Origin of the sequence: Streptomyces sp. NPDC085946, from assembly GCF_044540485.1 — a bacterium.
Taxonomy (GTDB): domain Bacteria; phylum Actinomycetota; class Actinomycetes; order Streptomycetales; family Streptomycetaceae; genus Streptomyces.
The window spans coordinates 88211-113304 of record NZ_JBITSF010000009.1 but is presented as its reverse complement, the minus strand read 5'-3'; the positions used below and the strand labels follow the sequence as shown (position 1 = coordinate 113304).

Below are 25094 nucleotides of genomic sequence, written 5' to 3'. Positions count from 1 at the left end.
GGGCGAGAAACGTAGGATCGTCCTCCGCAAGGGCGCGCGGCGGCAACTACCGGAGCACGCACGAGGCTTGACCGATCGTCACCGAGGGGCGGCAGGACGTGAGCGAGGGGTACGAGGGGAACGCCGGAGGGGCCCGCGGGGCGCGTCCCGCCGCCCGGCGCGGAGCGGTCGCGCCGTCCGCCGCGGGGCCCCGGCGCCGCGGCCGGTGCGCCGGCGGCACGGCGACGACCTCCGGCCACGCGGGAATTCCGTTCCCGGGGCACGTATTGCGGGTATCGGAGTCTCGGCGGGACGTACTGCGCGCACGGCGCGCGGCCCCGGACGGATGGATGCGACACGCGTGACGGAGCAGCCGACCTCCTTCGAACGCCCCCAGCCGGGCGTCGACCCCGCGGAGTCCCGCGGGGCGCTCGTGCGTACCCCGGCGCCGGTGCACGCGCCCGGCGCGGCCGCCTTACCCGCACAGTCCCGCTCCGGCGGTGAGACGACCGGCCCGGGCACGACGACGTCTCCGGGTACGACCAGGCAGGGCCCGGCGGCAGGCGCGGTCGCGACGGGCGCCCCCACCCCCTGCGGCAAGGGCATGGACGGTATGAATCCCGCGAGCAACCCCGCCTCCGAGCACTCCCAGCCGGGTGCCGAGCAGACCGCCGAGCCCGATGCCCACCGGCCGCGGCCGGTGCCCGAGGGCATCCCGGCGCAGCCGGCCGGCGACCAGGACCGGCCGGAGCCGGGCCCGGACGGGACGGACCGGCGGACCGGGCAGACCCCGCCGCCCGGCCGGCCCACGCCCATGCGGCGCGACGGCGACCGGCTGAGGTTCGTGGGCGCCGCGACCCGGCGGATCGCCCGCGGCATCGACCTGGACGAGATCGTGATGGGGCTGTGCCGGGCCACCGTGCCCACCTTCTCCGACGCGATCCTCGTCTACCTGCGCGATCCGCTGCCGGTCGGCGACGAGCGGCCCACCGGGCCGCTGGTGCTGCGGCTGCGCCGCACCGACCGGATCCCGGCCGAGCGCGACACCGAGAACGGCTTCATGCCGGCCGTCCAGCCGGAGCCGTCCGAGCTGGACGCGGTCGGCAGCGAGCTGTGCGAGGTGCGGTCCGGCAGCGCGCTCGCGGAGGTGCTGCGGGGGGTGCGCCCGGTGTTCACGGACGCCCCCGCGGCGCGTGCCGCGCTGCCCGAACTGCTGGGCGACGGCGGTGCGTTCGCCGTGCCCGGCGGGCAGCGCGCGATCCTCGCCCCGCTGCGCGGCCGGCGCCGGGTGATCGGCGCCGCGCTGTTCCTGCGCCGCCCGGAGCGCGCCGCGTTCGAGGCCGACGACCTGCTGGTCGCCGCACAGCTCGCCACCCACAGCGCGCTCGGCATCGACAAGGCCGTGCTGTACGGCCGTGAGGCCTACATCGCCGACGAGCTCCAGCGCACCATGCTGCCCGAGACCCTGCCCCGTCCCACGGGCGTGCGGCTGGCCTCGCGCTACCTGCCGGCCGCGGAGACCGCGCGGGTGGGCGGCGACTGGTACGACGCCATCCCGCTGCCCGGCAGCCGGGTCGCCCTGGTCGTCGGCGACGTGATGGGGCACTCCATGACGTCGGCCGCCATCATGGGCCAGCTGCGCACCACCGCCCAGACCCTGGCCGGGCTCGACCTGCCGCCGCAGGAGGTCCTGCACCACCTCGACGAGCAGGCCCAGCGGCTCGGCGTGGACCGCATGGCGACCTGCCTCTACGCGGTCTACGACCCGGTCGCGCACCGCATCACCATCGCCAACGCGGGCCATCCGCCGCCCGTCCTGCTGCACCTGGGCGGCCGGGCCGAGGTGCTGCGGGTGCCGGCGGGCGCCCCCATCGGCGTCGGCGGGGTCGACTTCGAGGCCGTGGAGCTGGACGCGCCCGCCGGGGCGACGCTGCTGCTCTACACCGACGGCCTGGTCGAGTCGCGGCTGCGGGACGTGTGGACCGGCATAGAGCAGCTGCGCGAGAAACTCGCCGCGACCGCGCAGCTCACCGGCCCCGACCACCCGCCGCCCCTGGAAGCGCTGTGCGACGAGGTGCTCGACATGCTCGGCCCGGGCGACCGGGACGACGACATCGCGCTGCTCGCCGCCCGCTTCGACGGGATCGCCCCGAGCGACGTGGCGTACTGGTTCCTGGAGCCGGAGGACGCCGCTCCCGGCCGGGCCCGCCGGCTGGCCCGCCGGGCGCTGGCCCGCTGGGGCCTGGAGGAGCTCAGCGACTCCGTCGAGCTGCTGGTCAGCGAGGTGGTCACCAACGCCGTGCGGTACGCGACCCGGCCGGTCACCCTGCGGCTGCTGCGCACCGACGTGCTGCGCTGCGAGGTCGGCGACGACGTGCCGCAGCTGCCCCGGCTGCGGCAGGCGCGCGCCACGGACGAGGGCGGCCGCGGGCTGTACCTGGTGAACCGGCTGGCCCGGCGGTGGGGCGCGACCCGGCTGAGCACGGGCAAGGTGGTGTGGTTCGAGCTGAACCACACCTGACACCCGGCTCGGGGAAACGCGCGGGGGCGCCCGGTGTGCACCGGGCGCCCCCGCGCGTCTACTCCTCCTCGTCCGGCTCCGGCGGCTCCTCCGGGATGCCGAACGTCGGCGATGCCGTCGTCGGCGTCGTCGAGGGACGCGTCGTCGGTGTCTGCGACGGGGTCTGCGTCGTCGGGCTCTGCGACGGGGTCGTCGGCGGCGGCTCGGACGTGGGGGCCTCGGTCGTGGGCTCCTCGGTCGGCTCCTCGGTCGTCGGCTCCTCGGTGACCGTCGGCGTCCACGTCGGCTCGACGGCCGCGCCCTGCTTGGTGTCCAGGTCGAACTCGCTGATGTCGTCCAGGACGCCGAAGGTGTACGCCGCCCAGATCTTCGCCGGGAAGCCGCCGCCGTTGATGCGGGGCTCGCCGGCCGCCTTGTACATCGGGACCTGGGCGTGGGTCTTGGCGTCCTCGCCGAACAGGCCCACGGACGTGACCAGATCGGGCGTGTAGCCGGTGAACCAGGCCGACTTGTTGTTGTCGGACGTACCCGTCTTGCCCGCCACCTGCTGGCCGTCGCGCAGCGGGTTGTCGCGCACGGAGGTCCGGGCCGTGCCGTCGTCGACCACGCCGGTGAGCACCGACGTCACCGTGTCGGCGGCCTCGCGGCTGATCACCTGCTCGCCGATCGGGTCGGGCATCGTCACCGTGCGGCTCAGGTGCTCGGCCGACTTCACGAGGGTCGGGGTGACCTTCTTGCCGTGGTTGTCGAGGGTCGCGTAGACGCCGGCCATCTCCAGCGGGCTGGCGCCCATGGAGCCCAGGGTCTGCGCGGGCACCGCCTCCATGCCCTCGGTCTCCATGCCGAGCTTGCCGGCGACGTCGACCACCTCGGTCATGCCGACGTCCACGCCCATCTGCGCGAAGACGGAGTTGACGGACTTGTTCATCGCCGTCTGGACGGTGATGTCCCCGTAGGAGCGGTCGTCCTCGTTCTCGGGGGCGAAGCCGACCTCGCGGCCGTTGTCCACGACCGGGCGCTCGCTGGTGCCGTCGTAGACCGTGTCCGCGGTGATCGGGTCGCCGTCCTGGGTGGTGGCGTCCGCCTCCACCGCCGCGGCGAGGATCACCGGCTTGAAGGTGGAGGCGGGCTGGTAGTCGTCTCGGGTGGCGTTGTTCGTCCAGTGCTCCAGGTAGTTCACGCCGCCGTACATCGCCAGGACCCGGCCGGTTCTGGGGTCGACGGAGACCGCGCCGGCCTGCACGTCGGCGTCGACGTCGCGCTTGTCGGGGTCCAGCTTGCTGGTGAGCTGGGTCCGGACGGCCTTCTCCAGCGCCGTCTGCTTCTTCTTGTCGACGTTGAGCGTGATGGTCCAGCCGCCGGCCTTGACCATCCCCTCGGCCTCCTTGGCGTCGGCCGCGGCGCCCTCGGCGATCAGCTGCCGTTCCAGCGCGGCGTTGGCGGCCTCCACCAGGTAGCCCTTCTGGCCCTCCAGGCCGGGGTCGCCCTTGGGCTCCTCGGGCACCGGGAACTTCATGTCCCGGCGCTCGGCCGCGTCCAGCCAGCCCTCCTCGACCATGTTGTCCAGGACGTAGTTCCAGCGGTCCGTCACCAGGGCCCTGCCGGTCCTGGAGGCGACCGCCCAGTCGTACTGGCTCGGGGCCTGGAGCAGCGCGGCGAGGTAGGCGCCCTGCGCGACCGTGAGGTTCTCGGCGTCGGTGCGGTAGTAGGCCTGGGCGGCGGCCTGGATGCCGTAGGCGTTGCGGCCGTAGTAGCTGGTGTTGATGTAGCCGGCGAGGATGTAGTCCTTGGACTTCTCCCGGTCCAGCTTCAGCGAGATGACCAGTTCCTTCAGCTTGCGCGTGACGGTCTGTTCCTGGGTCAGGTAGTAGTTCTTGACGTACTGCTGGGTGATGGTCGAACCGCCCTGCGCGCCGCGGCCCGCGAGCGTGTTGAGCACGCCGCGGGCGGTGCCCTTGAGGTCGACGCCGGCGTCCTTGTAGAAGGTCTTGTTCTCGGCGGCGACGAAGGTGTACCGGACGGCCTTGGGGACCTTGGACAGGTCCACGACCTCGCGGTTGACCTCGCCGTCGCGGGCCATCATCGTGCCGTCGGCGTACTTGTAGATGTTGCTCTGGCGCTTGGCGTCGGCGTTCCCCTCGGGGATGTCGATCACCATGTACAGCACGACGAAGGCGCCCATGCCCAGCAGGCACAGCCCGAAGAACGTGCCGAGGACCTTCTTCCAGGTGAACAGCCCGCGTATGCCGCTCCTCCCGCCGCGCCGGGACGCCCGGCGGGCCGCGGCCCGGCCTCCGGCACCGGCCGACGGCGTCCCGGACGAGCGCCTGGGCGCCGCGCGGCGGCCGGCGCTCTGTCGCGCGCGTCTCTCTTCCGCTCGTCCCATGGGTCCGATCCGCTCCGCTTCGCTCGCTCGTGCGCACCTGTCACACAGGTTCGCCGCTCAGGTCAGCTCAGAAAGCTAACACCGGAAGATATGACAAAGGGCTGCCGATCCGGCCTTTTACGGACGTGACAATCAGCACCCGCCCCCAAGGAACCGACGCCCGGGAGGTGCGCAAGGTTGTCAGGAACCGTTAAAGTGATATCACTTAGCTAGATGGACGCTATGCCGTACGCCCTCGCGCACGGGTGTCCACGAGAACGGGGGGACCTCCATGTCCACACACGACTCCCAGCTCACGGCCGACGTGCCCGAGATGCCGGCCCCGCGCGTGCGGGAGTACCCGGCGCACAGCATCGGCGGCGGGCTGGCGCTGCTGCTCGGCCTGGCGGGGCTGCTGGCCGGGGCGGGCACGGTGGTGGCGGCCGCCGCGGCGGTCTCCGCGACCGGCGCCAAGGCCGCGCTGATCGCCGCCGGCGTGCTGGTCGCGCTCGCCGCCTTCCTCGCCATGTGCGGGCTGAACATGGTGGCGCCGGGCGAGGCCCGCGTCGTCCAGCTCTTCGGCCGGTACCGGGGCACGATCCGGCAGGACGGCCTGCGCTGGGTCAATCCGTTCACCTCGCGCACCAAAATCTCGACGCGCGTGCGCAACCACGAGACCGCCGTCCTGAAGGTCAACGACGCCTACGGCAACCCCATCGAGCTCGCCGCGGTCGTGGTGTGGCGGGTCGAGGACACCGCCCAGGCCACCTTCGAGGTCGACGACTACGTCGAGTTCGTCAGCACCCAGACCGAGGCGGCCGTGCGGCACATCGCCATCGAGTACCCGTACGACGCCCACGAGGAGGACGGCCTGTCGCTGCGCGGCAACGCCGAGGAGATCACCGAGAAGCTCGCCGCCGAGCTGCACGCGCGCGTCGAGGCGGCGGGCGTGCAGATCATCGAGTCGCGCTTCACGCACCTGGCGTACGCTCCCGAGATCGCCTCGGCGATGCTCCAGCGGCAGCAGGCCGGGGCGGTCGTCGCGGCGCGGCGGCAGATCGTCGAGGGCGCCGTGGGCATGGTGGAGCTGGCGCTCGCCCGGATCGCCGAGCAGGACATCGTGGAACTGGACTCCGAGCGGAAGGCGGCGATGGTGTCGAACCTGATGGTGGTGCTGTGCGGGGACCGCGCGGCCCAGCCCGTCCTCAACACCGGGACCCTCTACCAGTGACGGCCCCTTCCGAGGGCCCGTCCCCTCAGCGCCGGCCGCAGCAGCGCAAGCAGGTGCTGCTGCGGCTCGACCCGTCGGTGTACGAGGCGCTCGCCCGGTGGGCGTCGGACGACCTGCGGTCGGCCAACGCGCAGATCGAGTTCCTGCTGCGGCGCGCCCTGGCGGAGGCGGGCCGGCTGCCGCGCGAGGCCGGACCGATCCCGCGGCGCGGACGGCCGCCCGCGCCCCCTCCCGAGCAGCCGTGACGGTCACCGCCGGCCGTCCCGGGCGGCGGTGACAGAACCGTGACAATCGGCCCCCACCTGCGGGGCCGCACCCACCGCCACGCCCTGCGCACGCGACGTATACATGGCGCGTATACACAGTGTGTACAGTGCTCCGCATGTCCATCGGTCACACTCTCCTGGGACTCCTGGAGTCCGGTCCGCGCCACGGTTACGACCTCAAGCGGGCCTTCGACGCGAAGTTCGGTCACGACCGGCCGCTGCACTACGGCCAGGTCTACTCGACGATGTCCCGCCTGCTGAAGAACGGCCTCGTCGAGGTCGACGCCATCGAGGCCGGCGACGGCCCCGAGCGCAAGCGCTACGCCATCACCGAGGCCGGCGTCACCGACGTCGAGCGCTGGCTCGCCACGCCGGAGAAGCCCGAGCCCTACCTCCAGTCGACCCTGTACACCAAGGTCGTCCTGGCCCTGCTCACCCACCGGGACGCCGCCGACATCCTCGACACCCAGCGCTCCGAGCACCTGCGCAGCATGCGCGTCCTCACCGACCGCAAGCGCAAGGGCGACCTGGCCGACCAGCTCATCTGCGACCACGCCCTGTTCCACCTGGAGGCGGACCTGCGGTGGCTGGAACTGACCGCCGCGCGCCTCGACAAGCTCCGTGCGGCGGTGACCGCATGACGCCCGCCGGCTCCCTGCTCGCGGCCCGGGGGTTGCGCAAGACCTACGGTCCGACCACGGCGCTGGACGGCGCCGACTTCTCCATCCACCCCGGCGAGGTCGTCGCCGTGATGGGGCCCTCCGGGTCGGGCAAGTCGACCCTGCTGCACTGCCTCGCCGGGATCGTCACGCCCGACGAGGGCACGATCACCTACGCCGGGCGCGAGCTGTCCGCCATGAGCGACGCCGAGCGCAGCGCGCTGCGCCGCTCGGAGTTCGGGTTCGTGTTCCAGTTCGGGCAGCTCGTGCCCGAACTGACCTGCGTGGAGAACGTGGCCCTGCCGCTGCGGCTGAACGGCCGCCCCCGCAAGGAGGCCGAGCGGGCCGCCCTGGCCTGGATGGAGCGGCTGGAGGTCGGCGACGTGGGCGGCAAGCGGCCCGGGGAGGTCTCCGGCGGCCAGGGGCAGCGGGTCGCGGTCGCCCGCGCGCTGGTCACCGGTCCGCGGGTGCTGTTCGCCGACGAGCCGACCGGCGCGCTCGACTCGCTCAACGGCGAGCGCGTGATGGAACTGCTCACCGACGCCGCCCGGTCCACCAACGCCGCCGTCGTCCTCGTCACGCACGAGGCGCGGGTGGCCGCCTACTCCGACCGCGAGATCGTCGTGCGCGACGGCAGGTCCCGGGACATGGAGCGCGCGATATGAGCACCGGCGCGCCGCGCGGCACCTCCTGGGTGCAGGACCTCGTGATGGGTGCCCGGTTCTCCGTCACGGGCGGCCGGGAGGGCTGGGTCCGCACGGTCCTGACCGCCGTCGGCGTGGGGCTGGGCGTCGCGCTGCTGCTGTTCACCACCGCCGTGCCGGGCGCGATCGAGGCCCGCGGGGACCGCGAGGACGCCCGCAGCACCTACGTGACCGCCGAGCGGGCCACGGACTCCACCCTGCTCGTCTCGCAGACCGACAGCACCTACCGCGAGAAGAACGTCTACGGCCGGCTGGTGCGTCCCGAGGGGTCCCGGCCACCGGTTCCGCCCGGGCTGTCCGAACTCCCCGCGCCCGGCGAGATGGTGGTCTCCCCCGCGCTCGCCGCCCTGCTCGACACGGCCGAGGGCAAGCGGCTGCTCCAGCCCCGCCTGCCGTACGAACGGGTCGGCACTATCGCCGACGCGGGACTGCTCGGCCCCGACGAGCTGGCCTACTGGGCCGGTTACGACGGACTCCGGGCGGGCCAGGACTTCGTGACGCGGATCGAGGGCTTCGGCCACCCGCAGCCCGCCGAGCCGTGGGACCCGGTCCTGCTGCTGCTCGTCATGGTCGTCTTCGTGGTCCTGCTGCTGCCGGTGGTCGTGTTCATCGCCGCGGCCGTCCGCTTCGGCGGCGAGCGCCGCGACCGGCGGCTGGCCGCCCTGCGGCTGGTCGGCGCGGACACCGCGACGACCCGGAGGGTCGCGGCCGGCGAAGCGCTCGGCGGCGCGCTGCTCGGCATCCTGGTCGGCCTGGCGCTGTTCCTCGGGGGGCGGCCCGTCGCCGCCGACTTCCCGATGATGGAGACGCGCATGTTCCCGGCCGACATCGCGCTCAGCCCGCTGCTGGCCCTCCTGGTCGTGGTCGCGGTGCCGCTGGCGTCGGTCGCGGTGACCCTGCTCGCCATGCGCGCGGTGGTGGTCGAGCCGCTGGGGGTGGTCCGTGCGGCGAAGCCGGCGCGGCGCAGGCTGTGGTGGCGTCTGGTGATGCCGCTGGCGGGCCTCGGCCTGCTGGCCCCGCTGACCGGGCGGGGCGACGGCGAACAGTTCGACCAGTGGCAGGTGACCGGTGGCGTGGTGCTGCTGCTGGTCGGTGTCACGGCGCTGCTGCCCTGGCTGGTGGAGGTCGTGGTGACCCGCCTCGGCGGGGGGCCGGTGGCCTGGCAGCTGGCCGTGCGGCGGCTCCAGCTCGGCAGCGGCACCGCGGTGCGCCCGGTCAACGGGATCGCGGTGGCCGTGGCGGGCGCCATCGCCCTGCAGTCGCTGTTCAGCAGTGTCGAGGACGGCTACACCCGGCAGACCGGAGCCGACCTCGACCGCGCGCAGATGCAGGTGCTGGCCCCGTCCCAGGTGCCGTACGCGGACATGCCCGCCATCACCGGGACCATCGCCTCGGCGAAGGGCGTGGAGCGGGCGACCACGCTGGGCAGCACCTCGCTCGGCGACCGCGCCCGGAACGCCGAGGTCACCTACTCGGTGACGATCGGCGACTGCGCCTCCCTGCGCGAGGTCGCCGAGCTCGGCACGTGCGCCGACGGGGACGCCTTCCTGCTCCCGCCCAGCGCCGAGTACCCGGACAAGGCCCCGGAGCCGGGCCAGAAGGTCTACGTCGATCCGCCCAGCGACGGCGACGAGGACACCACCGCGGCGGTCGCCTGGACGCTCCCCTCGCGGATCGAACGGGTCGGCTCCCGTCCGGACCCCACCGGGGCGCGGCTCAGCGGCCTGATCGTCACCCCGGGAGCCCTGCCCGGCGGAGCGCTGCGCAGCGTCCGCTCCACCACCTTCGTCACGCTCGACCCGGCCGTGCCGGACGCCCGCGAGTACGCGCGCAACGCGGCGGCCCGGGGCCACGTGATGCTGGTGCCGATGTCCCTGACGGCGTTCCAGGTCAACGACCGGTTCGCGGCGGTCGAACGGGGGCTGGTGATCGGCTCGGCGGCCGTGCTGCTGCTGATCGGGGCGAGCCTGTTCGTCTCCCAGATGGAGCAGCTGCGCGAGCGCAGGAAGCTGCTGTCGGCGCTGGTCGCCTTCGGCACCCGGCGGCGCACCCTCAGCCTGTCGGTGCTGTGGCAGACCGCCGTGCCGATCGGGCTCGGACTCTCCCTGGCCTGCGTCACCGGTCTGGCCCTGGGGGCGGTCCTGCAGCAGATGGTCGGCCGCCCGGTCGACTTCGACTGGACGGCGGTGGCGTCCATGACCGGCATCGGCACGGCCGTGATCCTGCTGGTCACCCTGCTCAGCCTGCCGCCGCTGTGGCGCATGATGCGCCCGGAGGGACTGCGCGGCGAATGACCCGCGCGGCCGGGCGAGGGCCCGGGCCACAGCGGTCCCCGGGGCCCGGGCGGCTTCAGTCCGTGCCGTTCACCACCCGTACGGGCAGCGGCCGCAGCGCCTGGCGCAGCGCGGCCGCCAGCTCCTCGTACTCCCCGCCGCGCGCGGCCCCCGTCCGCATCGCCAGGGCGACCCGGCGGGTGGGGGCCGGGTCGGCGAAGGAGCCGGTGAGGAGCTGACTGCTGCGGGACGTCTCCAGCCGCAGCGCGGTGCGCGGCAGCAGGGTGCAGCCCAGGCCGCCGGCGACCAGCTGCACGAGCGTGGAGAGCCCCGCGGCGGTCGTGGTGACGGGCGCGTCCTCCCGCCCGGCCTCCCGGCAGATGTCGAGGGCCTGGTCGCGCAGGCAGTGCCCCTCGTCGAGCAGCAGCAGGTGCAGCTCCTTCAGCGCCTCCCGCGGTATCCCCTCCCGCCCGCCGAGCGGATGGCCGAGCGGCGTGACGAGGACGAAGTCCTCGTCGAACAGGGGCAGTTCGGCCACGCCCGGCACCCCGAGCGGCACGGCGAGCAGCAGCAGGTCGAGCCGTCCGCTGGTGAGCCCCTCGACGAGCGAGGCGGTCTGCTCCTCGTGGACCTGGAGGTCGAGCAGCGGATAGCGGTCGTGCACCAGCCGCAGGACGGTCGGCAGCAGATAGGGCGCGACGGTCGGGATCACCCCGAGCCGCAGCGCCCCGGTGAACGGCGCCCGGACGGCCTCCGCCTCCTCCATCAGCGCCCCGACCTCCGCCAGCACCGCCTGGGCCCGGACGGCGAGCCGCTCGCCGGCGGGCGAGAGCAGCACCTTGCGGGTCGTGCGCTCCAGCAGCGTGACCCCGAGCGTCTCCTCCAGCGCGGAGACGGCCCCCGAGAGCGCGGGCTGGCTCATACCGATCGCCGCGGCGGCGTCCCGGAAGTGCAGGCACTCGGCGACGGCGGCGAAGGCGCGCAACTGGGCGAGACTGGGCTGGCGGCGCTTGCCGACATGAGCCACGTTACCGACAGTCACTAATAACCACCTCCAATCAACCCGACCGAGTGTAGCTATTTCCCTGATCAATGCGGGCTGTGTCACGATCATGCTCGTCCAACCCATGGGAAACACCCGCCAAAAGCGGGTGTTTCTTCGCTGCGCTGCAAGGAGAGCTAGTGCTCACTGTCGGTGACAAGTTCCCCGAATTCGAACTGACCGCCTGTGTCTCGCTGGAGAAGGGCAAGGAGTTCGAGACGATCAACCACAAGACCTACGAGGGCAAGTGGAAGATCGTCTTCGCATGGCCGAAGGACTTCACCTTCGTCTGCCCGACCGAGATCGCGGCCTTCGGCAAGCTGAACGAGGAGTTCGCCGACCGCGACGCCCAGATCCTCGGCTTCTCCGGTGACTCCGAGTTCGTCCACCACGCCTGGCGCAAGGACCACGACGACCTGCGCGACCTGCCGTTCCCGATGATGGCGGACTCCAAGCACGAGCTCATGCGGGCGCTGGGCATCGAGGACGAGGAGGGCTTCGCCAAGCGCGCGGTCTTCATCGTGGACCAGAACAACGAGATCCAGTTCACGATGGTGACCGCGGGCTCCGTGGGCCGCAACCCCAAGGAGGTCCTCCGGGTCCTGGACGCGCTCCAGACGGACGAGCTCTGCCCGTGCAACTGGTCCAAGGGCGACGAGACCCTCGACCCGGTCAAGCTGCTGGCGGGTGAGTGAGACATGTCCCTCGACTCCCTCAAGTCCCGCATACCGGACTACGCCAAGGACCTGAAGCTCAACCTGGGCTCGGTCATCGGCAACTCCGACCTCCCGGCCCAGCAGCTGTGGGGCACGGTCCTGGCGACGGCCATCGCGTCGCGCTCCCCGATCGTGCTGCGTGAGCTGGAGCCGGAGGCGAAGGCGAACCTCTCGCCGGAGGCGTACACGGCGGCCAAGTCCGCCGCGGCCGTCATGGCGATGAACAACGTCTTCTACCGCACCCGGCACCTGCTGTCGGACCACGAGTACGGCACCCTGCGCGCGGGCCTGCGGATGAACGTCATCGGCAACCCGGGCGTCGACAAGGTCGACTTCGAGCTGTGGTCCTTCGCCGTCTCCGCCATCAACGGCTGCGGCATGTGCCTCGACTCCCACGAGCAGGTCCTGCGCAAGGCCGGCGTCGAGCGGGAGACCATCCAGGAGTCCTTCAAGATCGCGTCCGTCGTCCAGGCGGTCGCCGTCACCCTGGACGCGGAGGCGGTCCTGGCGGAGTAACCCGCCGCCACGTCTCCTTCGCACGGCCGAGGGCCCGCCCACCGCTTCGGTGGGCGGGCCCTTCGGCGTGTGCGGCGGGGTCCGGGCGGGGGCGCCTCAGCCGGCCGCGTCGGGCGCGGGGGCGGGGGCGGGCGGCGCCTCGCCGGCGCTCACCGCCGCGTCCGACGCCGTGGACCCCCGCGGCTTCGGCGCGTGCCGCACCGCCGCCTCCTGCGAGTACGCCCGCAGGTACCCGGCGACCGTGTTCGTCACCGCGACCAGCGGCACCGCGACCACCGCCCCGCCGATCCCGGCGACCATCCCGCCCGCCGCGACGGACAGCACGACCGCGAGCGGATGCACCCGTACCGCCCGGCCCAGGATGAACGGCTGGAGGATGTGCCCCTCGATCTGCTGGACCGCCAGCACGACCACCAGCGTCATGACGGCCGTGAACACGCCCTGCGTCACCAGCGCCACCACGACGGCCAGCGCCCCGGACACCACCGCGCCCACCAGCGGGATGAAGGCGAACAGGAAGATGAACACCGCCAGCGGCACGGCCATCGGCACGTCGAGGAAGTAGATCCCGAGCCCGATGAAGATGGCGTCGATCAGCGCCACGATCACCGTGCCGCGCACGTACGCCGTCAGCGTCCGCCACGCCCGCGGCCCGGCGCCGGCCACCCCGGGCCGTGCCGCCGCCGGCACCAGCCTCAGCGTCCACTCCCAGATGCGCCGGCCGTCGTAGAGCAGGAACAGCGTCGAGAAGACGGTCAGCAGGATGCCCGTCAGGGCCTCCACCACGACCGTCACGCCCTCCAGGCCCGCGGAGGTGATCTGGTCGGTGTTCGCGCCGACCGCCTCGCGCAGGTTCTTGGCGATCTCGTTGATCTGCTTGTCCGTGACGTGGAACGGGCTGTTCAGCAGCCAGTTGCGCAGCTCGTCGATGCCGTCCTGGATCTGGCCGGAGAGGTTGTCGATGTTCTCCATGACCTGCCAGGTCACGAACCAGCCCATCAGCCCGATGACGACGAACCCGAGGATCGCCGTCAGCGCGGTGGCCGGCCCCCGGGGCACCCCGTGCCGCCGCAGCCGCGCCACGGTCGGCTGGAGCAGCGCGGTGATCAGCAGCGCCGCCGCGAACGCCAGCACCAGCAGCTGCACGGCGCTGATGACCCGCATCAGCACCCAGAGCGTGCCCGCCAGCACCAGCAGCCGCCAGCCGGCCTCGGCCGCGACCCGCATCCCCCACGGCACGGCCAGCGCGGGATCGGGCCGGGGCGAGACGGCGGGCGCGTAGTCGGGGGGCGGCGGCACCCGGTCGACGGACGGGTCGGGGGACGCGTCGGACTCGGCGCGCTCCCGCTCCACCTCGGCGCGCCGCTCGTCCAACCGCTCGCTCATCTCGGTCAGTCGGGACCCGACCCGGCCGAGCCACCCTGGCACTCGCGACATGATCCGTCCTCTTCCCCCGTCTCTCCGCACCACTCCCCCCTGGAGCCGTCCGTCCGACCGTACATGGCGAAAGCCCCTCGCCGTGGGACGGAGAGGGGCTGCGCCGAGGTCGTGCGGGGTGGGGGCCCGACGGCCCCCGGAGCTCAGGACGGGCTCAGTACCAGTGGTTGGCCTGCCAGAACGACCAGGCGCCGCACGGGCTGCCGTAGCGCTCGTTCATGTAGTTCAGGCCCCACTTGATCTGCGTGAGCGGGTTCGTCTGCCAGTCGGCGCCGACGGACGACATCTTGGAGCCCGGCAGGGCCTGGAAGAGGCCGTAGGCACCCGAAGAGGGGTTGACGGCGCGGTAGTTCCAGTCGGACTCGTGGTCCACGATGTTGCTGAAGCACTGCCACTGGCCGGACGGCACCAGCTGACGGGCCATCGCCTGGATCTCGGCGATGCTGTAGGAGCCCTTGACCGCGACGTTGAGCTCCTCGCGGGCCGCCTCACGGCTGGCCGCGGCCTTGGCCTCGGCGCGCTCCTTGGCTTCCTTCGCCGCCTGCTCCGCCTTCTCGGCGGCCGCCTTCTTGGCGATGGCCGTCTCGGCGGCGGCCTTGCGGGCGGCCTCCTCGGCGTCCTTCTTGGCGCTCGCGTCCGCGGCGATGGCCTGGGCGTCGGCCTGCTGCGTCAGGGACGCGGTCTGCACCTGCGCCTGCTGTCCGGCGGGAATGTCCGCGAGCAGCGTGGTGCCCGTTGCCGTCGCTTCGGCGTCGTTGTTCTGCGCGGTGCTGCCCGAGGCAACGCCGACGACGCTTCCGACAGCGGTGACCGCCGTGGCCGAGGCCACTGCGAATCCCCGGACCGAGATCCGGCTCACACGGTTTCCTTCCAGCATCGCCCGCTTCGGTGACCCTGGCGGACGCAATCGTGCCCCTGGCACTGGCCTCCCCAACTACGGGGTCACGGGAGGCGCGGGCCCGGTGGGAACTCCCGCGAGGGGAGCGCCGCGTGGTGACTCGGGCGGCATACGACAGCGCTATGGAGTTGGTGTGTTCCTGTGGTGCCGTACCGCGCTGGGGGTACAGGTGTGTCGTATGCGGGGCCTGACAGGAGTGAGACTCTGCCGCACCGGGACGCCGCAAGGCAATCTCATGTTGCGTGTGAAAGCTCACACCCCGTTTGGCCCCCGTGAATTCAGGAAACCGGCAGACGCGAAAGCGCCGCCCGGCTAGGCTCTACGCCTTTTCGGACGGCGCCAACTTTCGCGTGCCGGCTCCGCATTCGGAGGAGTTCGGTCAGACCTGACCGTCTTCGAGCATTTCGGTCACAAGGGCCGCGATCTGGGACCTCTCGGACCGGGTCAGGGTCACGTGTGCGAAGAGCGGATGCCCCTTCAGTTTCTCCACCACGGCGACGACGCCGTCGTAGCGCCCGACGCGCAGGTTGTCCCGCTGTGCCACGTCGTGGGTGAGGACGACCCGGGAGTTCGCCCCGATCCTCGACAGCACGGTGAGGAGGACGTTGCGCTCCAGGGACTGGGCCTCGTCCACGATGACGAACGCGTCGTGCAGGGAGCGGCCGCGGATGTGCGTGAGCGGGAGGACCTCCAGCATCCCGCGCGCGGTGACCTCCTCGATGACCTCGCGGCTGGTGACCGCCGACAGCGTGTCGAAGACCGCCTGCGCCCAGGGGCTCATCTTCTCGGCCTCGCTGCCGGGCAGGTAGCCGAGCTCCTGCCCGCCCACCGCGTACAGCGGCCGGAAGACCATGATCTTCTCGTGCTGACGGCGCTCCAGGACCGCCTCCAGACCCGCGCACAGCGCCAGCGCCGACTTGCCGGTGCCGGCCCGGCCGCCCATCGACACGATGCCGATGTCGGGGTCGAGCAGCAGGTCGAGCGCGATCCGCTGCTCGGCGCTGCGCCCCTTGACGCCGAACGCCTCCCGGTCGCCGCGCACCAGGCGGACGCTGCCGTCCGGCGTGACCCGGCCGAGCGCCTTGCCGCGCTCGGACTGGATGGTCAGACCGGTGTGCACGGGCAGGCCGGCGGCCTCGGGCACGTGGATGCGCCCTTCCTCGAAGAGGATGTCCACCTGCTCGCCGGACAGGGTCAGTTCGGACATCCCGGTCCAGCCGGAGGCGTCCGTGATGGCGAGTTCGGCGCGGTACTCCTCGGCGAGGAGCCCCACGGAGGACGCCTTGATCCTGAGCGGCAGGTCCTTCGACACGACGGTGACGTCGAACCCCTCGGCCTGCAGGTTGCGGGCGACCGCGAGGATGCGGGAGTCGTTGTCCCCCAGGCGGTACCCGCTGGGCAGCACGCTGGGGTCCGAGTGGTTGAGCTCGACACGCACGGTTCCGCCGAGGTCCCCGGTCGGAATGGGGGCGTCCAGCCGGCCGTACCGCACCCGGAGGTCGTCGAGCAGGCGCAGGGCCTGCCGGGCGAAGTAGCCGAGTTCGGGATGGTGCCGCTTGGCCTCCAGTTCCGTCACCACGACGATGGGGAGCACGACCTCGTGCTCGTCGAAGCGGCTCAGGGCGTTCGGGTCGGCCAGCAGGACGCTGGTGTCGAGGACATAGGTGCGCCGGTCTGGCTTGTGGCGCTTTGTGCTGGTCACCACGGAAGGACGTACCCCCTCGGATGAGGTCGGGGAGCGACGGAGTGGAATGCCGGGCAGGGCTGGGCGGGAGAAATCCCGACCGGTCGACGGCCCCGATGCGCGGGCCGAGAACCGGCCCTCCGCCGTGTCTCCCGCGCGGTCACCGCACGGTCGGGCTGGTGCAAAGGGCCTCCCGGGCGGACGGCCCCGAGCCGTCCGCTGAGATCCGACACCCGTGGTTCGGGTGTCGACCTGTCTGGGTTATGCCCTCGAACGAGCGCCGCCATGCCACGGCATATGACGGCGCCCCGGTGAACTCCGTGTGACGTCCCGGCCCGAGGGACGCGCGCGCCCCGTGCCGCCCGGGCCGGCCGCGGGGCCGGCCGGGGGCCGAAACGCCGGGTCAGCCGCCGTAACGGCGGTGGCGGGCGGCGTAGTCGCGCAGCGCGCGCAGGAAGTCGACCTTGCGGAAGGCGGGCCAGAAGACGTCGCAGAAGTAGTACTCGGAGTGCGCGGTCTGCCAGAGCATGAATCCGGACAGTCGCTGCTCGCCGCTGGTGCGGATCACCAGGTCGGGGTCGGGCTGGTCGCCGGTGTAGAGGTGACGTCCGATCATGTCGATGTCGACGGCCTCGGCGAGCGCCTCCGTCGTCAGGCCCTTGTCGTGGGCGTCGAGCAGCATGGAGCGGACGGCGTCGACGATCTCCTGGCGGCCGCCGTAGCCGATGGCCACGTTGACCGTTATGCCGTCGACGTGCGCGGTGGCCTCCTCGGCCTCCTTCAGGGTGCGCTGCATCCCGGCCGGCAGCAGGTCGAGGGTGCCGACGTGGTGCACGCGCCAGCGGCCGTCCGCGGCCAGGGTGCGCACGACGTCCTCGATGATGCCGAGCAGCGGGACGAGCTCCTCCTGCGGCCGGTCGAAGTTGTCCGTCGACAGCAGCCAGAGGGTGACGACCTGGACGTCCGTCTCGGTGCACCAGCCGAGGAACTCCTCGATCTTGTGCGCACCGGCCCGGTGGCCCTGGGCGGTGGTGGAACCGGCGGCCTTCGCCCAGCGCCGGTTGCCGTCCATGATGACGCCGATGTGCTTGGGCACCTGAGCGTGGTCCAGGTGGCCTTCCACCCGGCGTGCGTACAGCCTGACCAGCAGGCCGCGCAGCTTGTCGCGCAGGTTCACGTGATTGAGCCCCTCCGTACGGATCGGACAGGCCGCGGCGTGCGGCCCGGATGCGGCCGCGGGCGGTCCCTGTCCGTATGGCAGTCCCCGGGGGCGAAGCCTACCCCCGCCGCCCCGGGGGACGGCCAGCCGGTGCGGCGTACGGCCGACGCGGGGGGCGGGGCCGGGCGGCGGCACGCGGCCGCGGGGAGCCAGGGGGGACGCGGGAGGGTCCTGCGCCCCGGCGCGGACCCGTCCCGGACCCGACGCGGGGGCGGAAAGAAAACGGGCCGGTCCGTGGGGGGGAGACGGACCGGCCCGAGGGGGGGCTTCCACCATAACCCTTCGTAAGTGATGCTGCGTGCATCAGCGCCGGAAAATTACTCTCCGGAGCCGCCCGGCGACGCCGCGATATGTGCGGAAGGATCGGTTCCGGGCACGTTCCTGGCGGAATCATGGCCGGATCACGGCGGAATCCCAGGGCGACGGGGCGATTCGGGCCGGAAACCGGAGGCCGCGGCGCCCCGCGCGGAGCGCGCGGCCGGAGGGCCGGGCATCCCTCCGACGGGTGAACCGGACCGCGTACGCCCCCTTGACCCCGCGGCACCGCCCCGTGCCCCCGCAGGAGGCCGGGTGCCGCGCGGCCCCGCTCCACCGCGCGGCGCCCCCGGGCGGCTTTGCTCACGCGCATCGCCCCGCCCCGGACGTGCCCCGGGAGCGGGGTCGCGGGCGGGCCGCCCTCCGGATGACGACGCGGCGACCGGGCCGCCGCCCGCCCGCTCAGGCCCGGGCCCGGCGGGCCTCCACGAGGTGCCGGGTGCTGTGGGCGACGAAGGGGCCGTCGGCCTCGATCCGCTCGTGGAGGGCGCGCAGCCGCGGTTCCCAGGCCTCGACGGTGAAGCCGGGGACGATCCAGACCACCTTGCGCAGGAAGTGGACGACGGCGGCGATGTCGTGGAACTCCATGCGCAGCCGTTCGGCCCGCAGGTCGACGATCTCCAGGCCGGCGGCCTCGGCACCGGCACGTTCGCGGTCGGGACTGCGGGCTTCGCGCGCCTCGTCCGGCTGGGGGCCGAGGAAGTGCTCGACGAGTTCGAAGACGCTGCCCGGTCCGACGTGCTGGGCGAAGTAGGTGCCGCCGGGCCGCAGCACGCGGACGATCTCGTTCCACCGGGGGCGGACGGGGTGCCGGCTGACGACGAGGTCGAAGGCGCCGTCGGCGAAGGGCAGCGGGGCGTCCTCCGGCGAGGCGACGACCGTGACGCCGCGCGGGCGGAGCAGGGCGGTCGCCTTGGCGAGGTTCGGGGGCCAGCCCTCCGTGGCGGCGGTGAGCAGGGGCCGCCCGGGCGCCGCCCGGGCGAGCGCGAAGTCCAGCACCTCGCCCCCGCCGGTCTGGATGTCGAGCGCGGCCTCCGCGCGGGCCAGCCGCCCGGCCGCGGAGACCGCGTACCCCCAGGACGGGCGCGCCTCCGTGGCCCGGCCCTCGAACCAGGAGAAGTCCCAGCCCTCGGTGGGGACGGAGAGGCCTTCGGCCACGAGGTCCTCGAAGGTGCGGTGCGGCTGTCGCTGCTCGGCCATGGAGGCATCATGGCAGGGGCGGGGAACGGCCGCCGCCGCATTTCCGCCCGGCCCGTCCCCGCCCGGCCCGTGCCGGTCACCGGGTGCCCGGCGGGGCCGTGACGGGCCTCACGGCACCAGCGGCCGCACCTCTTCGGCGGCGAACCGTACGAACCCCTCCGGGTCGGGTTCGTCGCCCGTCGGCTCCAGGACCACCCGGTCCGCCCCGGCCTCGGCGACCCGCCGTACGGCCTCGGCGACGGCGGCGGCGTCCCCGGCGACGCCGAGGCCGGGGACGTCGGCGAGGCCCTTGGCGGCGAGTTCGGCGCGCAGCCGGGCGGCGGCGCCGGGCCCGGTGGCGGTGAGGAGGTAGGCGACGACCGTGTGGGGGCCGGTGCGGCCGGCCGCCCGGCGGCCCTCGTCGATGAGCCGGCGTGCCTCGCGGACCCCTTCGGGCGGGGTGACCTCGCTGAGGATCGTGCCGTCGGCGACCTCGCCGGACAGCCGCACGGTGCGCGGGCCCACGGCGCCGACCAGCACCTCGGCACCGCCCCGCGGCGGCCAGCCGAGCGCGACGTCGTCGAGCCTGACGTACCGCCCGCCGGTCGTGACCCGCTCCCCGTCGAGCAGGGCGCGCAGCGCGGTGACGTACTCGCGCAGCAGCGTCACGGGCGACCCGGCGCGCGCCCCGACCTGCCCCATCCAGTCCTGCACGCCGTGCCCCACGCCGACGGACGCCCGGCCGGGGAACATGCGGTGGAGCGTGGCGGTCTCCATCGCGGTGACGGCGACGTTGCGCAGCGGCACGGGCAGCAGCCCGACGCCGACGCGGATCCGTTCGGTCCAGGCGAGCGCGGCGGCGGCCGAGGAGATGCCGCCTTCGAGGAAGCAGTCCTCCCACAGCCACAGCTCGTCGAGTCCGGTGCCGTCCGCGAGCCGGGCCAGGGAACGGAAGCGCTCGGGGGGCAGCTGGGGGCGGAGGATGGCGCCGAGTGCGGTCATGCCGGTCTTCCTATCCCGCGCGGCGGCACCGCACAACCGCTTTCGTCACGGGCCGGGTCCTCCGTGGCTCAGGCCGCCGCGAAGGCCCCCGCCGCCACCGCGGTGAACGCCCCGCCCAGCATGAACGGCCCCAGCGGGATCGCCGACTTGCGGTCCGCGCGGCGCAGCAGGAGGAGGGTGACGCCGTAGAGGGCGCCGTAGACGAGGCCGGCGCACGCGCCGGTCAGCAGGACCGGCCAGCCGTACCAGCCCAGGGGCAGCCCCAGGGCCAGGGCCAGTTTGACGTCGCCGAAGCCCATCCCGGAGGGGTTGAGGAGGAAGAGGAGCAGGTAGCCGGCGCCCAGGGCGAGGGCGCCCAGCAGGGACCGGGGCCAGGAGCCCGCCGCGCCGGGCAGCAGGGACGCCAGGCCCAGCAGGGCGGCGGTCCCGGCGGCGAGCGGCAGGGTCAGGACGTCGGGGAGCCGGTGCACCCGCAGGTCGACCAGGGCGAGGAGGACCGCGACCGGCGCGGTGAGGAGCCAGACGGCCAGTTCGGGGCGGGGGCCCGTCGCGGCGGCCAGGGCGGCGCACGCCAGGGCCGTCACCAGGGCGACGGCGGGCGTGCTCGGGCCGTACGGGCCGCAGCCCGCCCGGCAGCGCGGCCGGCCCAGCCAGCCGCCGAACGCCCCGGTGATCGCGTGGCCGGCCGGGCAGCGGTCGCTCCACGGCCGTCCGGCGTCGACCGAGAGGCGGTGGGCGGCACGGGGCAGCAGCAGACCGGCACCCGCGCCCCACAGGGCGGCCGTCACGAGCAGGAGTACGCGCACGCCGGGACCGTACGGCCCGCGCACCGGTCCCCGCATGGGTCCCTGGGCCCATGCGGGGCCCACTTCCCCGCGGATAGGTTCGGCCGGGAACGGCGGTGCGAGGACGGAGGCGGCTGGACATGGGCAAGCGGTGGCGCGACGGGCGGGGCACGCTGGTCGTGCGCGGAGACGGCGCGGCACCCGTCGGCGTCCCCCTGGAGATCGCGACCTCCTACCGCGCCCGCACCAAGGGGCTGCTCGGCCGGGACGCGGTCGACGGGGCGATCCTGCTCTCCCCCGCGAACAGCGTGCACACCTTCCGCATGCGCATCCCCATCGACGTCGCCTACCTGGACCGCGACCTGCGCGTCATCACCGTACGCACCATGCCCCCGGGCCGCCTCGGCCTGCCCCGCCTCCGCGCCCGGCACGTGCTGGAGGCGGAGGCGGGGGCGATGGCGCAGTGGGGGGTGCGGCCCGGCGGACGGGTGGAGGTCGTGGCCGCGTCTTCCGGGTGTCGGGGTTCCTAGCCGGGGAAGCCCTCCGCGGAGCCGGTCACTGCCGCGAACAGGACGACCGGCTCCTCCTTGTCCTCGTGCCCCACGCTCACCGCGACGAGACGCCCGCCGGCCCGCCAGTACCGGAGGTCGCCGAAGTACCCGCGCGCGCACAGGTCGCGGAAGAAGGGCGGGAGCCCGTCGTCGTCCGGGTCCATGAGGGAGTAGTCCTCCATGGACAGGACCGCGTGCGGGCCCCACCGGGCGTCCAGGGCGGCCGCCAGTTCCCTCAGCTCCCCCTCGAACTCCTCGCCGGTCCGCAGGAGCTCGTCCCGGTCGTCGTGCGGCGGGGCGAAGTCCCGGCTCCGGCGCAGAATCACGAGGTGGTGGTCCTCGTCGCCGCTCAGGGGACGGGCGAGGAGCGCGTCGATCCGGTCGAGGTACGGCCGCACTCCCGTCGCGGTCCCTCCCCCTTCACCGTTCCCCGGTCCGCGGCTCACAGCTTCGCGCCGGTGGCGGGGGTCGGCAGCGGCTCCAGCGCACCGCTCCCGGCGAGCGCCTTGTGCGCGGCGAGCACCGTCTGCGGGGACGACGGTCCGCCGGAGCGGTCGGCGAGGTCGAGGACGACTCCGCCGTGCCGGGTGGGCAGGCGCCGGCGCGCGGGGAGGTCGTCCGGGACGCGCGCGGCACGGTGCTCCGACAGGAACACCGCCCACCCCGCACGGGGGTGTGAGGCTCGCAGGCCGTAGGCCGACCTGAGGTCGTCGAACAGCGGCCGGTCGTACGTCAGGCCGTGGTCCGCGTCCCACGCGTCCGCCAGCAGGGCGAGGGCCTCGGCGTGCCGGCCCGCCAGGGGGACGGCCGCCGACCCGGACGCGGGGAACAGGTTCAGCACCGCCGTGAACGGGGAGTACTCGTTCGAACCTCCCGCGATGACCCTGGCCTTCGCGTACGCGCCGTCCGGCCGGGTGGCCACGACCTGGGCGGTGTAACCGAGGATGTCCAGGTCGTCCTTCACGTTGGACGCCTCCAGTGCCGCCGCGAAAGCCTCGGTACCGGAGGGCACGGGATCGCCGGGGCCGGCGTCCTCGCTCCAGCGCCACCCGGCCCACGCACCCTCCGACAGCTCCGTCAGCTCGGACAGGAGCTCCAGCCAGCGCTGAGCCAGTTGCAGAGGGGCCTCGGGCCTGGGTCCCCAGGACACCTTGACGACCGTTTCGCTCGACATACGTGTTCCTCTGTCTCCTACTTCTCCACCGGGGTGTACTTGACCACCACGTCCACGTCGGCGTCGTCGAACGCCTTCTGCGCCGCCTCGGCCACCTTCTTGTTGGAGAAGTTCCATTCGACGGGCTTCCCGTTCGCGGCCCGCAGCTGGCGCTGCGCCTGCTCGATGAACTTGTCCGCTTGGGCCTTCTGGAGGTTCCCGTCCTTGTCGACCTTCTTGCCGTATCCGAACTTCGCCTCGATGTAGGTCTGCCGCGACGAGTCCCAGCCGTCGAAGTCGACGTCCCTGCCGGTCCTCGGGTCCTTGACAGCGTATTCCTTGCCGCGCTTCACCTGGGTGACCTGCTCCTGGTAGCGCATCCAGCGCTCCATGCTCGGCCAGTACGCCACCGACTTCTTGGCCTTCCACTGGCCGTCGCCGCCGTCCTTGGAGCCCTTCCGCGGGTTCTTCAGGTCGTTGTACCAGGACGGCTTCTTCCACTGGGCGACCTTCTTGCGGCTCTCCTCCTTCTTCGCCTCCTTCTCGGCCTTCTCCGCCTCCTCGGCCTGTCGGCGGGCCTCCTCCGCCTGCTTCTTCGCCTCCTCGTCGCAGCCGCCCTCGGCCAGGACGACGTACGGGGAGCGGGACCCGCCGGCGGCCAGGACCGTGGTGCCGCTGCCGGCGGATCCGGTCAGGCCCGGGGCGCCGCCGTACGGGACACGGCGGCCGGGAGCGGAGGTGAAGGTGCAGCCGGACTTCCTGGCCTGTTCCTCGGCCTCGTCCGCGGCCTCGTCGGCCTCCTTCGCCGCCTTCTCGGCGGCGTCGACGTCGCCGGCCTTGGCCGCGTTCTTGGCGTCCTCCGCCGCCTTCGTCGCCTTCTCGGTGACCTTGCCGAGCTTGCCGAGCTTGCCCAGCTTCTGGACGACCTTGGCTTCGCCGTAGCCCGGGATGAACAGCGAGCCGACGTTCCAGACGACGTTGGTGACCGCACGGGTCTTCTCGCCGTTGTTCCACTGGTCGCGGACGTCGTCGCCCACGAACATGTCGTCCAGGACCGTGACGCCCGTGTTCAGCGACGCGCCGCCCCAGTCGGTGAGGGCGTCGAGGTAGTCGCCGTTCTCCCACTTCTCGCCGGCGTCCTTGCTGTCCTCGGACCACTGGTCGCCCAGCGAGCTGCCGTAGTCCTTCAGGCCCTCCCAGGCCTCGCCCGGGTTGGTGACGGTGTCCCAGATGCCGGTGACGTCACCCCAGATGCCGTCGACGAAGAGGCCCTGTCCCACCTGCTTGAACTGGTCCCCCACGCAGCCGAAGAAGGCCCCGACGCCGGAGGTGCAGCCCTCGTCGCCGCCTTCGTCACCGCCGTCCTCGGCGGCTTGCTCGTCCTCTTCCCATCCGGGCTCGTCCTCGGCTGCTTCGTTCTTCTCCTCGTCGGTTTCCTCGGTGTACGAGGCGCTGGTGTCCTCGCCGGCAGTGCCGCCCGGCTCCTCGTCGCCGCGCTGCGAGACGGAACCGTCCCCGCCGCGGTCGCCGGTGTCCCGACCGTCCGGGCCGGTACCGCCGGTGTCCTGGCCTCCGGAGCCGGTGCCGCCGGTGTCACCCGTTCCGGTGCCGCCGGTCTCACCCGTTCCGGTGCCGCCGCCTCCGGTGCCCGCGCCCCCGGTGCCGTCACCGCCTGTACCGCCGTCGGTTCCGCCGTCCTCATCGCCCTGGCCCGCGTCACCGTCCGGGCCGGCCGTGCCGTCCCCGGCCCGGACCTCCTCGCCGCCGTTCCCCGTCCCCGCCGGGCACGCGGTGCCGGTGACCCGGCACACCGCCGACTGGATGCCGGTGAAGATCTGCGTACCCAACCCGCTGACCAGCAGCGCGGCGACGATCGCCGTGACCACGGCCACCAGGCCGGCGTACTCGACCGCCGTCTGGCCCTCGTCCCGGCGCCAGCGGATCATCCGGGCCAGCGAGAACGGGCGGCGTTCGGCGCGCTCCGCGTCCGGCAGCCGGAACCACTGCCGGCTCTCCCGGCGGGTCAGGAAGACGATGATCAGCACGGGCAGGAAGAGCTGGGTGAAGCCCCTCCCCGAGCCGTCCGCGACGTTGCCCAGCGCGCCGGCGATCAGCCATGCCTGCAGGGCGACCAGGCCCCACCACACCCGGGCGCCGCCCGTCCACGACCGGCGCGCGAGCACCCACCCGGCCGTGCCCGGCGCCGCCGCGAACGCCACCTGGGCCAGCAGCCGGGCGTCCACCGCGTCCAGCGACGCCGCCGTCAGCAGCAGACCGAGTCCGCCCAGCACCGTGAACGCGAACAGCGCGTGCACGAGCACCAGCGCGGCCGACAGCGGCACCGGCAGTCCCCGGCGCCCGCTCCCCGTCGACGACCATCCGCCGCCCCCGGCCACCGGGACGCCCCCGAACGCAGACATGGCTCTCCTCAGCTCGCCCGTCAGGACGACGAGTCGGAGGAGGAGACGCCCGCACGGACGCGGTGCTCCGGGGCGCGGCGCGGGACTGCTGCGGCCGCGGCCGGGGCGGGCCGTTCATGCGCCTCGTGCCGGAACGCCGGCCTTCCGGCGCCCGCGCCGCGGCGTTCCCCGGGCTCCGC

The 25094-nt window shown here is 73.3% G+C and carries 21 protein-coding genes; 9 read left to right on the top strand and 12 right to left on the bottom strand.

The features are described 5' to 3' along the window. Positions 1–325 precede the first annotated feature (325 nt). Positions 326–2500 carry a SpoIIE family protein phosphatase gene (locus ACIF8T_RS19615; protein WP_400036636.1) on the top strand — a complete coding sequence of 725 codons (2175 nt, stop codon included), beginning with the start codon at positions 326–328 and terminating at the stop codon, positions 2498–2500. A gap of 58 nt (positions 2501–2558) precedes the next feature. Here ACIF8T_RS19615 and ACIF8T_RS19610 read toward each other — a convergent pair whose 3' ends face one another. Next, complete coding sequence (locus ACIF8T_RS19610; RefSeq protein ID WP_400036634.1) at positions 2559–4886, bottom strand: transglycosylase domain-containing protein; 2328 nt, start codon at positions 4884–4886, stop codon at positions 2559–2561. Between the two features lie 271 nt (positions 4887–5157). On the opposite strand from ACIF8T_RS19610, the gene ACIF8T_RS19605 reads away from it, so the two are divergent. The 5 genes from ACIF8T_RS19605 (at position 5158) to ACIF8T_RS19585 (ending at position 10019) form a co-directional block, all read left to right on the top strand. Further along, on the top strand, positions 5158–6096 hold the full coding sequence (locus ACIF8T_RS19605) for an SPFH domain-containing protein (protein ID WP_400036632.1): 939 nt from the start codon (positions 5158–5160) through the stop codon (positions 6094–6096). Beyond that, positions 6093–6341, top strand: a complete 249-nt coding sequence (locus ACIF8T_RS19600; RefSeq protein ID WP_400036630.1) for a hypothetical protein — start codon at positions 6093–6095, stop codon at positions 6339–6341. Before ACIF8T_RS19605 ends, ACIF8T_RS19600 begins: the two co-directional genes overlap by 4 nt. A 137-nt stretch (positions 6342–6478) precedes the next feature. Beyond that, positions 6479–7003: a PadR family transcriptional regulator gene (locus ACIF8T_RS19595; RefSeq protein WP_400036628.1), complete on the top strand. Its 525-nt coding sequence runs from the start codon at positions 6479–6481 to the stop codon at positions 7001–7003. Further along, positions 7000–7686 (top strand): ABC transporter ATP-binding protein, encoded by a 687-nt coding sequence (locus ACIF8T_RS19590; protein ID WP_400036626.1) that lies wholly within the window; start codon positions 7000–7002, stop codon positions 7684–7686. Before ACIF8T_RS19595 ends, ACIF8T_RS19590 begins: the two co-directional genes overlap by 4 nt. After that, positions 7683–10019, top strand: a complete 2337-nt coding sequence (locus tag ACIF8T_RS19585) for an FtsX-like permease family protein (RefSeq protein WP_400036624.1) — start codon at positions 7683–7685, stop codon at positions 10017–10019. The genes ACIF8T_RS19590 and ACIF8T_RS19585 overlap by 4 nt, the downstream gene beginning before the upstream one ends. 55 nt (positions 10020–10074) lie before the next feature. On the opposite strand, the gene ACIF8T_RS19580 is transcribed toward ACIF8T_RS19585, so the two are convergent. Next, a complete protein-coding gene (locus tag ACIF8T_RS19580) occupies positions 10075–11040 on the bottom strand; it encodes a LysR substrate-binding domain-containing protein (protein WP_400036622.1) in 966 nt (321 codons plus the stop codon). Positions 11041–11180: 140 nt separating this feature from the next. Here ACIF8T_RS19580 and ACIF8T_RS19575 point away from each other — a divergent pair, with 140 nt between their 5' ends. After that, positions 11181–11735, top strand: coding sequence for a peroxiredoxin (locus ACIF8T_RS19575; RefSeq protein WP_400036620.1), 555 nt, complete (start codon positions 11181–11183; stop codon positions 11733–11735). Positions 11736–11738: 3 nt separating this feature from the next. Beyond that, positions 11739–12272 carry an alkyl hydroperoxide reductase gene (locus tag ACIF8T_RS19570; protein ID WP_400036618.1) on the top strand — a complete coding sequence of 178 codons (534 nt, stop codon included), beginning with the start codon at positions 11739–11741 and terminating at the stop codon, positions 12270–12272. A 96-nt stretch (positions 12273–12368) separates the two neighbouring features. Here ACIF8T_RS19570 and ACIF8T_RS19565 read toward each other — a convergent pair whose 3' ends face one another. From ACIF8T_RS19565 to ACIF8T_RS19535, 7 genes are all read right to left on the bottom strand, one after another. Then, positions 12369–13709, bottom strand: a complete 1341-nt coding sequence (locus ACIF8T_RS19565; protein WP_400036616.1) for an AI-2E family transporter — start codon at positions 13707–13709, stop codon at positions 12369–12371. Positions 13710–13863: 154 nt separating this feature from the next. Further along, a complete protein-coding gene (locus ACIF8T_RS19560; RefSeq protein WP_400036614.1) occupies positions 13864–14586 on the bottom strand; it encodes a transglycosylase SLT domain-containing protein in 723 nt (240 codons plus the stop codon). Between the two features lie 400 nt (positions 14587–14986). Next, positions 14987–16312 (bottom strand): PhoH family protein, encoded by a 1326-nt coding sequence (locus tag ACIF8T_RS19555; RefSeq protein WP_400036612.1) that lies wholly within the window; start codon positions 16310–16312, stop codon positions 14987–14989. Between the two features lie 382 nt (positions 16313–16694). Next, positions 16695–17468, bottom strand: a complete 774-nt coding sequence (locus ACIF8T_RS19550; protein ID WP_400036611.1) for an isoprenyl transferase — start codon at positions 17466–17468, stop codon at positions 16695–16697. A 759-nt stretch (positions 17469–18227) separates the two neighbouring features. Then, positions 18228–19025 carry a class I SAM-dependent methyltransferase gene (locus ACIF8T_RS19545; RefSeq protein WP_400036609.1) on the bottom strand — a complete coding sequence of 266 codons (798 nt, stop codon included), beginning with the start codon at positions 19023–19025 and terminating at the stop codon, positions 18228–18230. A gap of 108 nt (positions 19026–19133) precedes the next feature. Continuing rightward, a complete protein-coding gene (locus ACIF8T_RS19540; RefSeq protein WP_400036607.1) occupies positions 19134–20006 on the bottom strand; it encodes an LLM class flavin-dependent oxidoreductase in 873 nt (290 codons plus the stop codon). A gap of 68 nt (positions 20007–20074) precedes the next feature. Continuing rightward, positions 20075–20812 carry a prepilin peptidase gene (locus tag ACIF8T_RS19535; RefSeq protein WP_400036605.1) on the bottom strand — a complete coding sequence of 246 codons (738 nt, stop codon included), beginning with the start codon at positions 20810–20812 and terminating at the stop codon, positions 20075–20077. A 119-nt stretch (positions 20813–20931) separates the two neighbouring features. Here ACIF8T_RS19535 and ACIF8T_RS19530 point away from each other — a divergent pair, with 119 nt between their 5' ends. Continuing rightward, positions 20932–21321, top strand: coding sequence for a DUF192 domain-containing protein (locus ACIF8T_RS19530; RefSeq protein WP_400036603.1), 390 nt, complete (start codon positions 20932–20934; stop codon positions 21319–21321). Here the strand turns inward: ACIF8T_RS19530 and ACIF8T_RS19525 are convergent. The 3 genes from ACIF8T_RS19525 to ACIF8T_RS19515 are packed head-to-tail and all read right to left on the bottom strand — an operon-like array spanning position 21318 to position 24915. Continuing rightward, positions 21318–21740 (bottom strand): hypothetical protein, encoded by a 423-nt coding sequence (locus ACIF8T_RS19525; protein WP_400036601.1) that lies wholly within the window; start codon positions 21738–21740, stop codon positions 21318–21320. The genes ACIF8T_RS19530 and ACIF8T_RS19525 overlap by 4 nt on opposite strands. A 44-nt stretch (positions 21741–21784) precedes the next feature. Then, the gene (locus ACIF8T_RS19520) at positions 21785–22516 is read right to left on the bottom strand and encodes a hypothetical protein (RefSeq protein WP_400036599.1); all 732 of its coding nucleotides are present in this window, start codon (positions 22514–22516) and stop codon (positions 21785–21787) included. 17 nt (positions 22517–22533) lie between these two features. Beyond that, positions 22534–24915, bottom strand: coding sequence for a Tox-REase-5 domain-containing protein (locus tag ACIF8T_RS19515; RefSeq protein WP_400036597.1), 2382 nt, complete (start codon positions 24913–24915; stop codon positions 22534–22536). Positions 24916–25094: the final 179 nt, after the last annotated feature.

Bases quoted from the DNA above. Each gene is read 5' to 3' on its own strand.
- ACIF8T_RS19610 (WP_400036634.1), bottom strand. From the start codon at position 4,886: ATGGGACGAGCGGAAGAGAGACGCGCGCGACAGAGCGCCGGCCGCCGC.
- ACIF8T_RS19560 (WP_400036614.1), bottom strand. From the start codon at position 14,586: ATGCTGGAAGGAAACCGTGTGAGCCGGATCTCGGTCCGGGGATTCGCA.
- ACIF8T_RS19565 (WP_400036616.1), bottom strand. From the start codon at position 13,709: ATGTCGCGAGTGCCAGGGTGGCTCGGCCGGGTCGGGTCCCGACTGACC.
- ACIF8T_RS19540 (WP_400036607.1), bottom strand. From the start codon at position 20,006: ATGACCGCACTCGGCGCCATCCTCCGCCCCCAGCTGCCCCCCGAGCGC.
- ACIF8T_RS19615 (WP_400036636.1), top strand. From the start codon at position 326: ATGGATGCGACACGCGTGACGGAGCAGCCGACCTCCTTCGAACGCCCC.
- ACIF8T_RS19515 (WP_400036597.1), bottom strand. From the start codon at position 24,915: ATGTCTGCGTTCGGGGGCGTCCCGGTGGCCGGGGGCGGCGGATGGTCG.
- ACIF8T_RS19530 (WP_400036603.1), top strand. From the start codon at position 20,932: ATGGGCAAGCGGTGGCGCGACGGGCGGGGCACGCTGGTCGTGCGCGGA.
- ACIF8T_RS19545 (WP_400036609.1), bottom strand. From the start codon at position 19,025: ATGGCCGAGCAGCGACAGCCGCACCGCACCTTCGAGGACCTCGTGGCC.
- ACIF8T_RS19595 (WP_400036628.1), top strand. From the start codon at position 6,479: ATGTCCATCGGTCACACTCTCCTGGGACTCCTGGAGTCCGGTCCGCGC.
- ACIF8T_RS19590 (WP_400036626.1), top strand. From the start codon at position 7,000: ATGACGCCCGCCGGCTCCCTGCTCGCGGCCCGGGGGTTGCGCAAGACC.
- ACIF8T_RS19585 (WP_400036624.1), top strand. From the start codon at position 7,683: ATGAGCACCGGCGCGCCGCGCGGCACCTCCTGGGTGCAGGACCTCGTG.
- ACIF8T_RS19605 (WP_400036632.1), top strand. From the start codon at position 5,158: ATGTCCACACACGACTCCCAGCTCACGGCCGACGTGCCCGAGATGCCG.
- ACIF8T_RS19570 (WP_400036618.1), top strand. From the start codon at position 11,739: ATGTCCCTCGACTCCCTCAAGTCCCGCATACCGGACTACGCCAAGGAC.
- ACIF8T_RS19520 (WP_400036599.1), bottom strand. From the start codon at position 22,516: ATGTCGAGCGAAACGGTCGTCAAGGTGTCCTGGGGACCCAGGCCCGAG.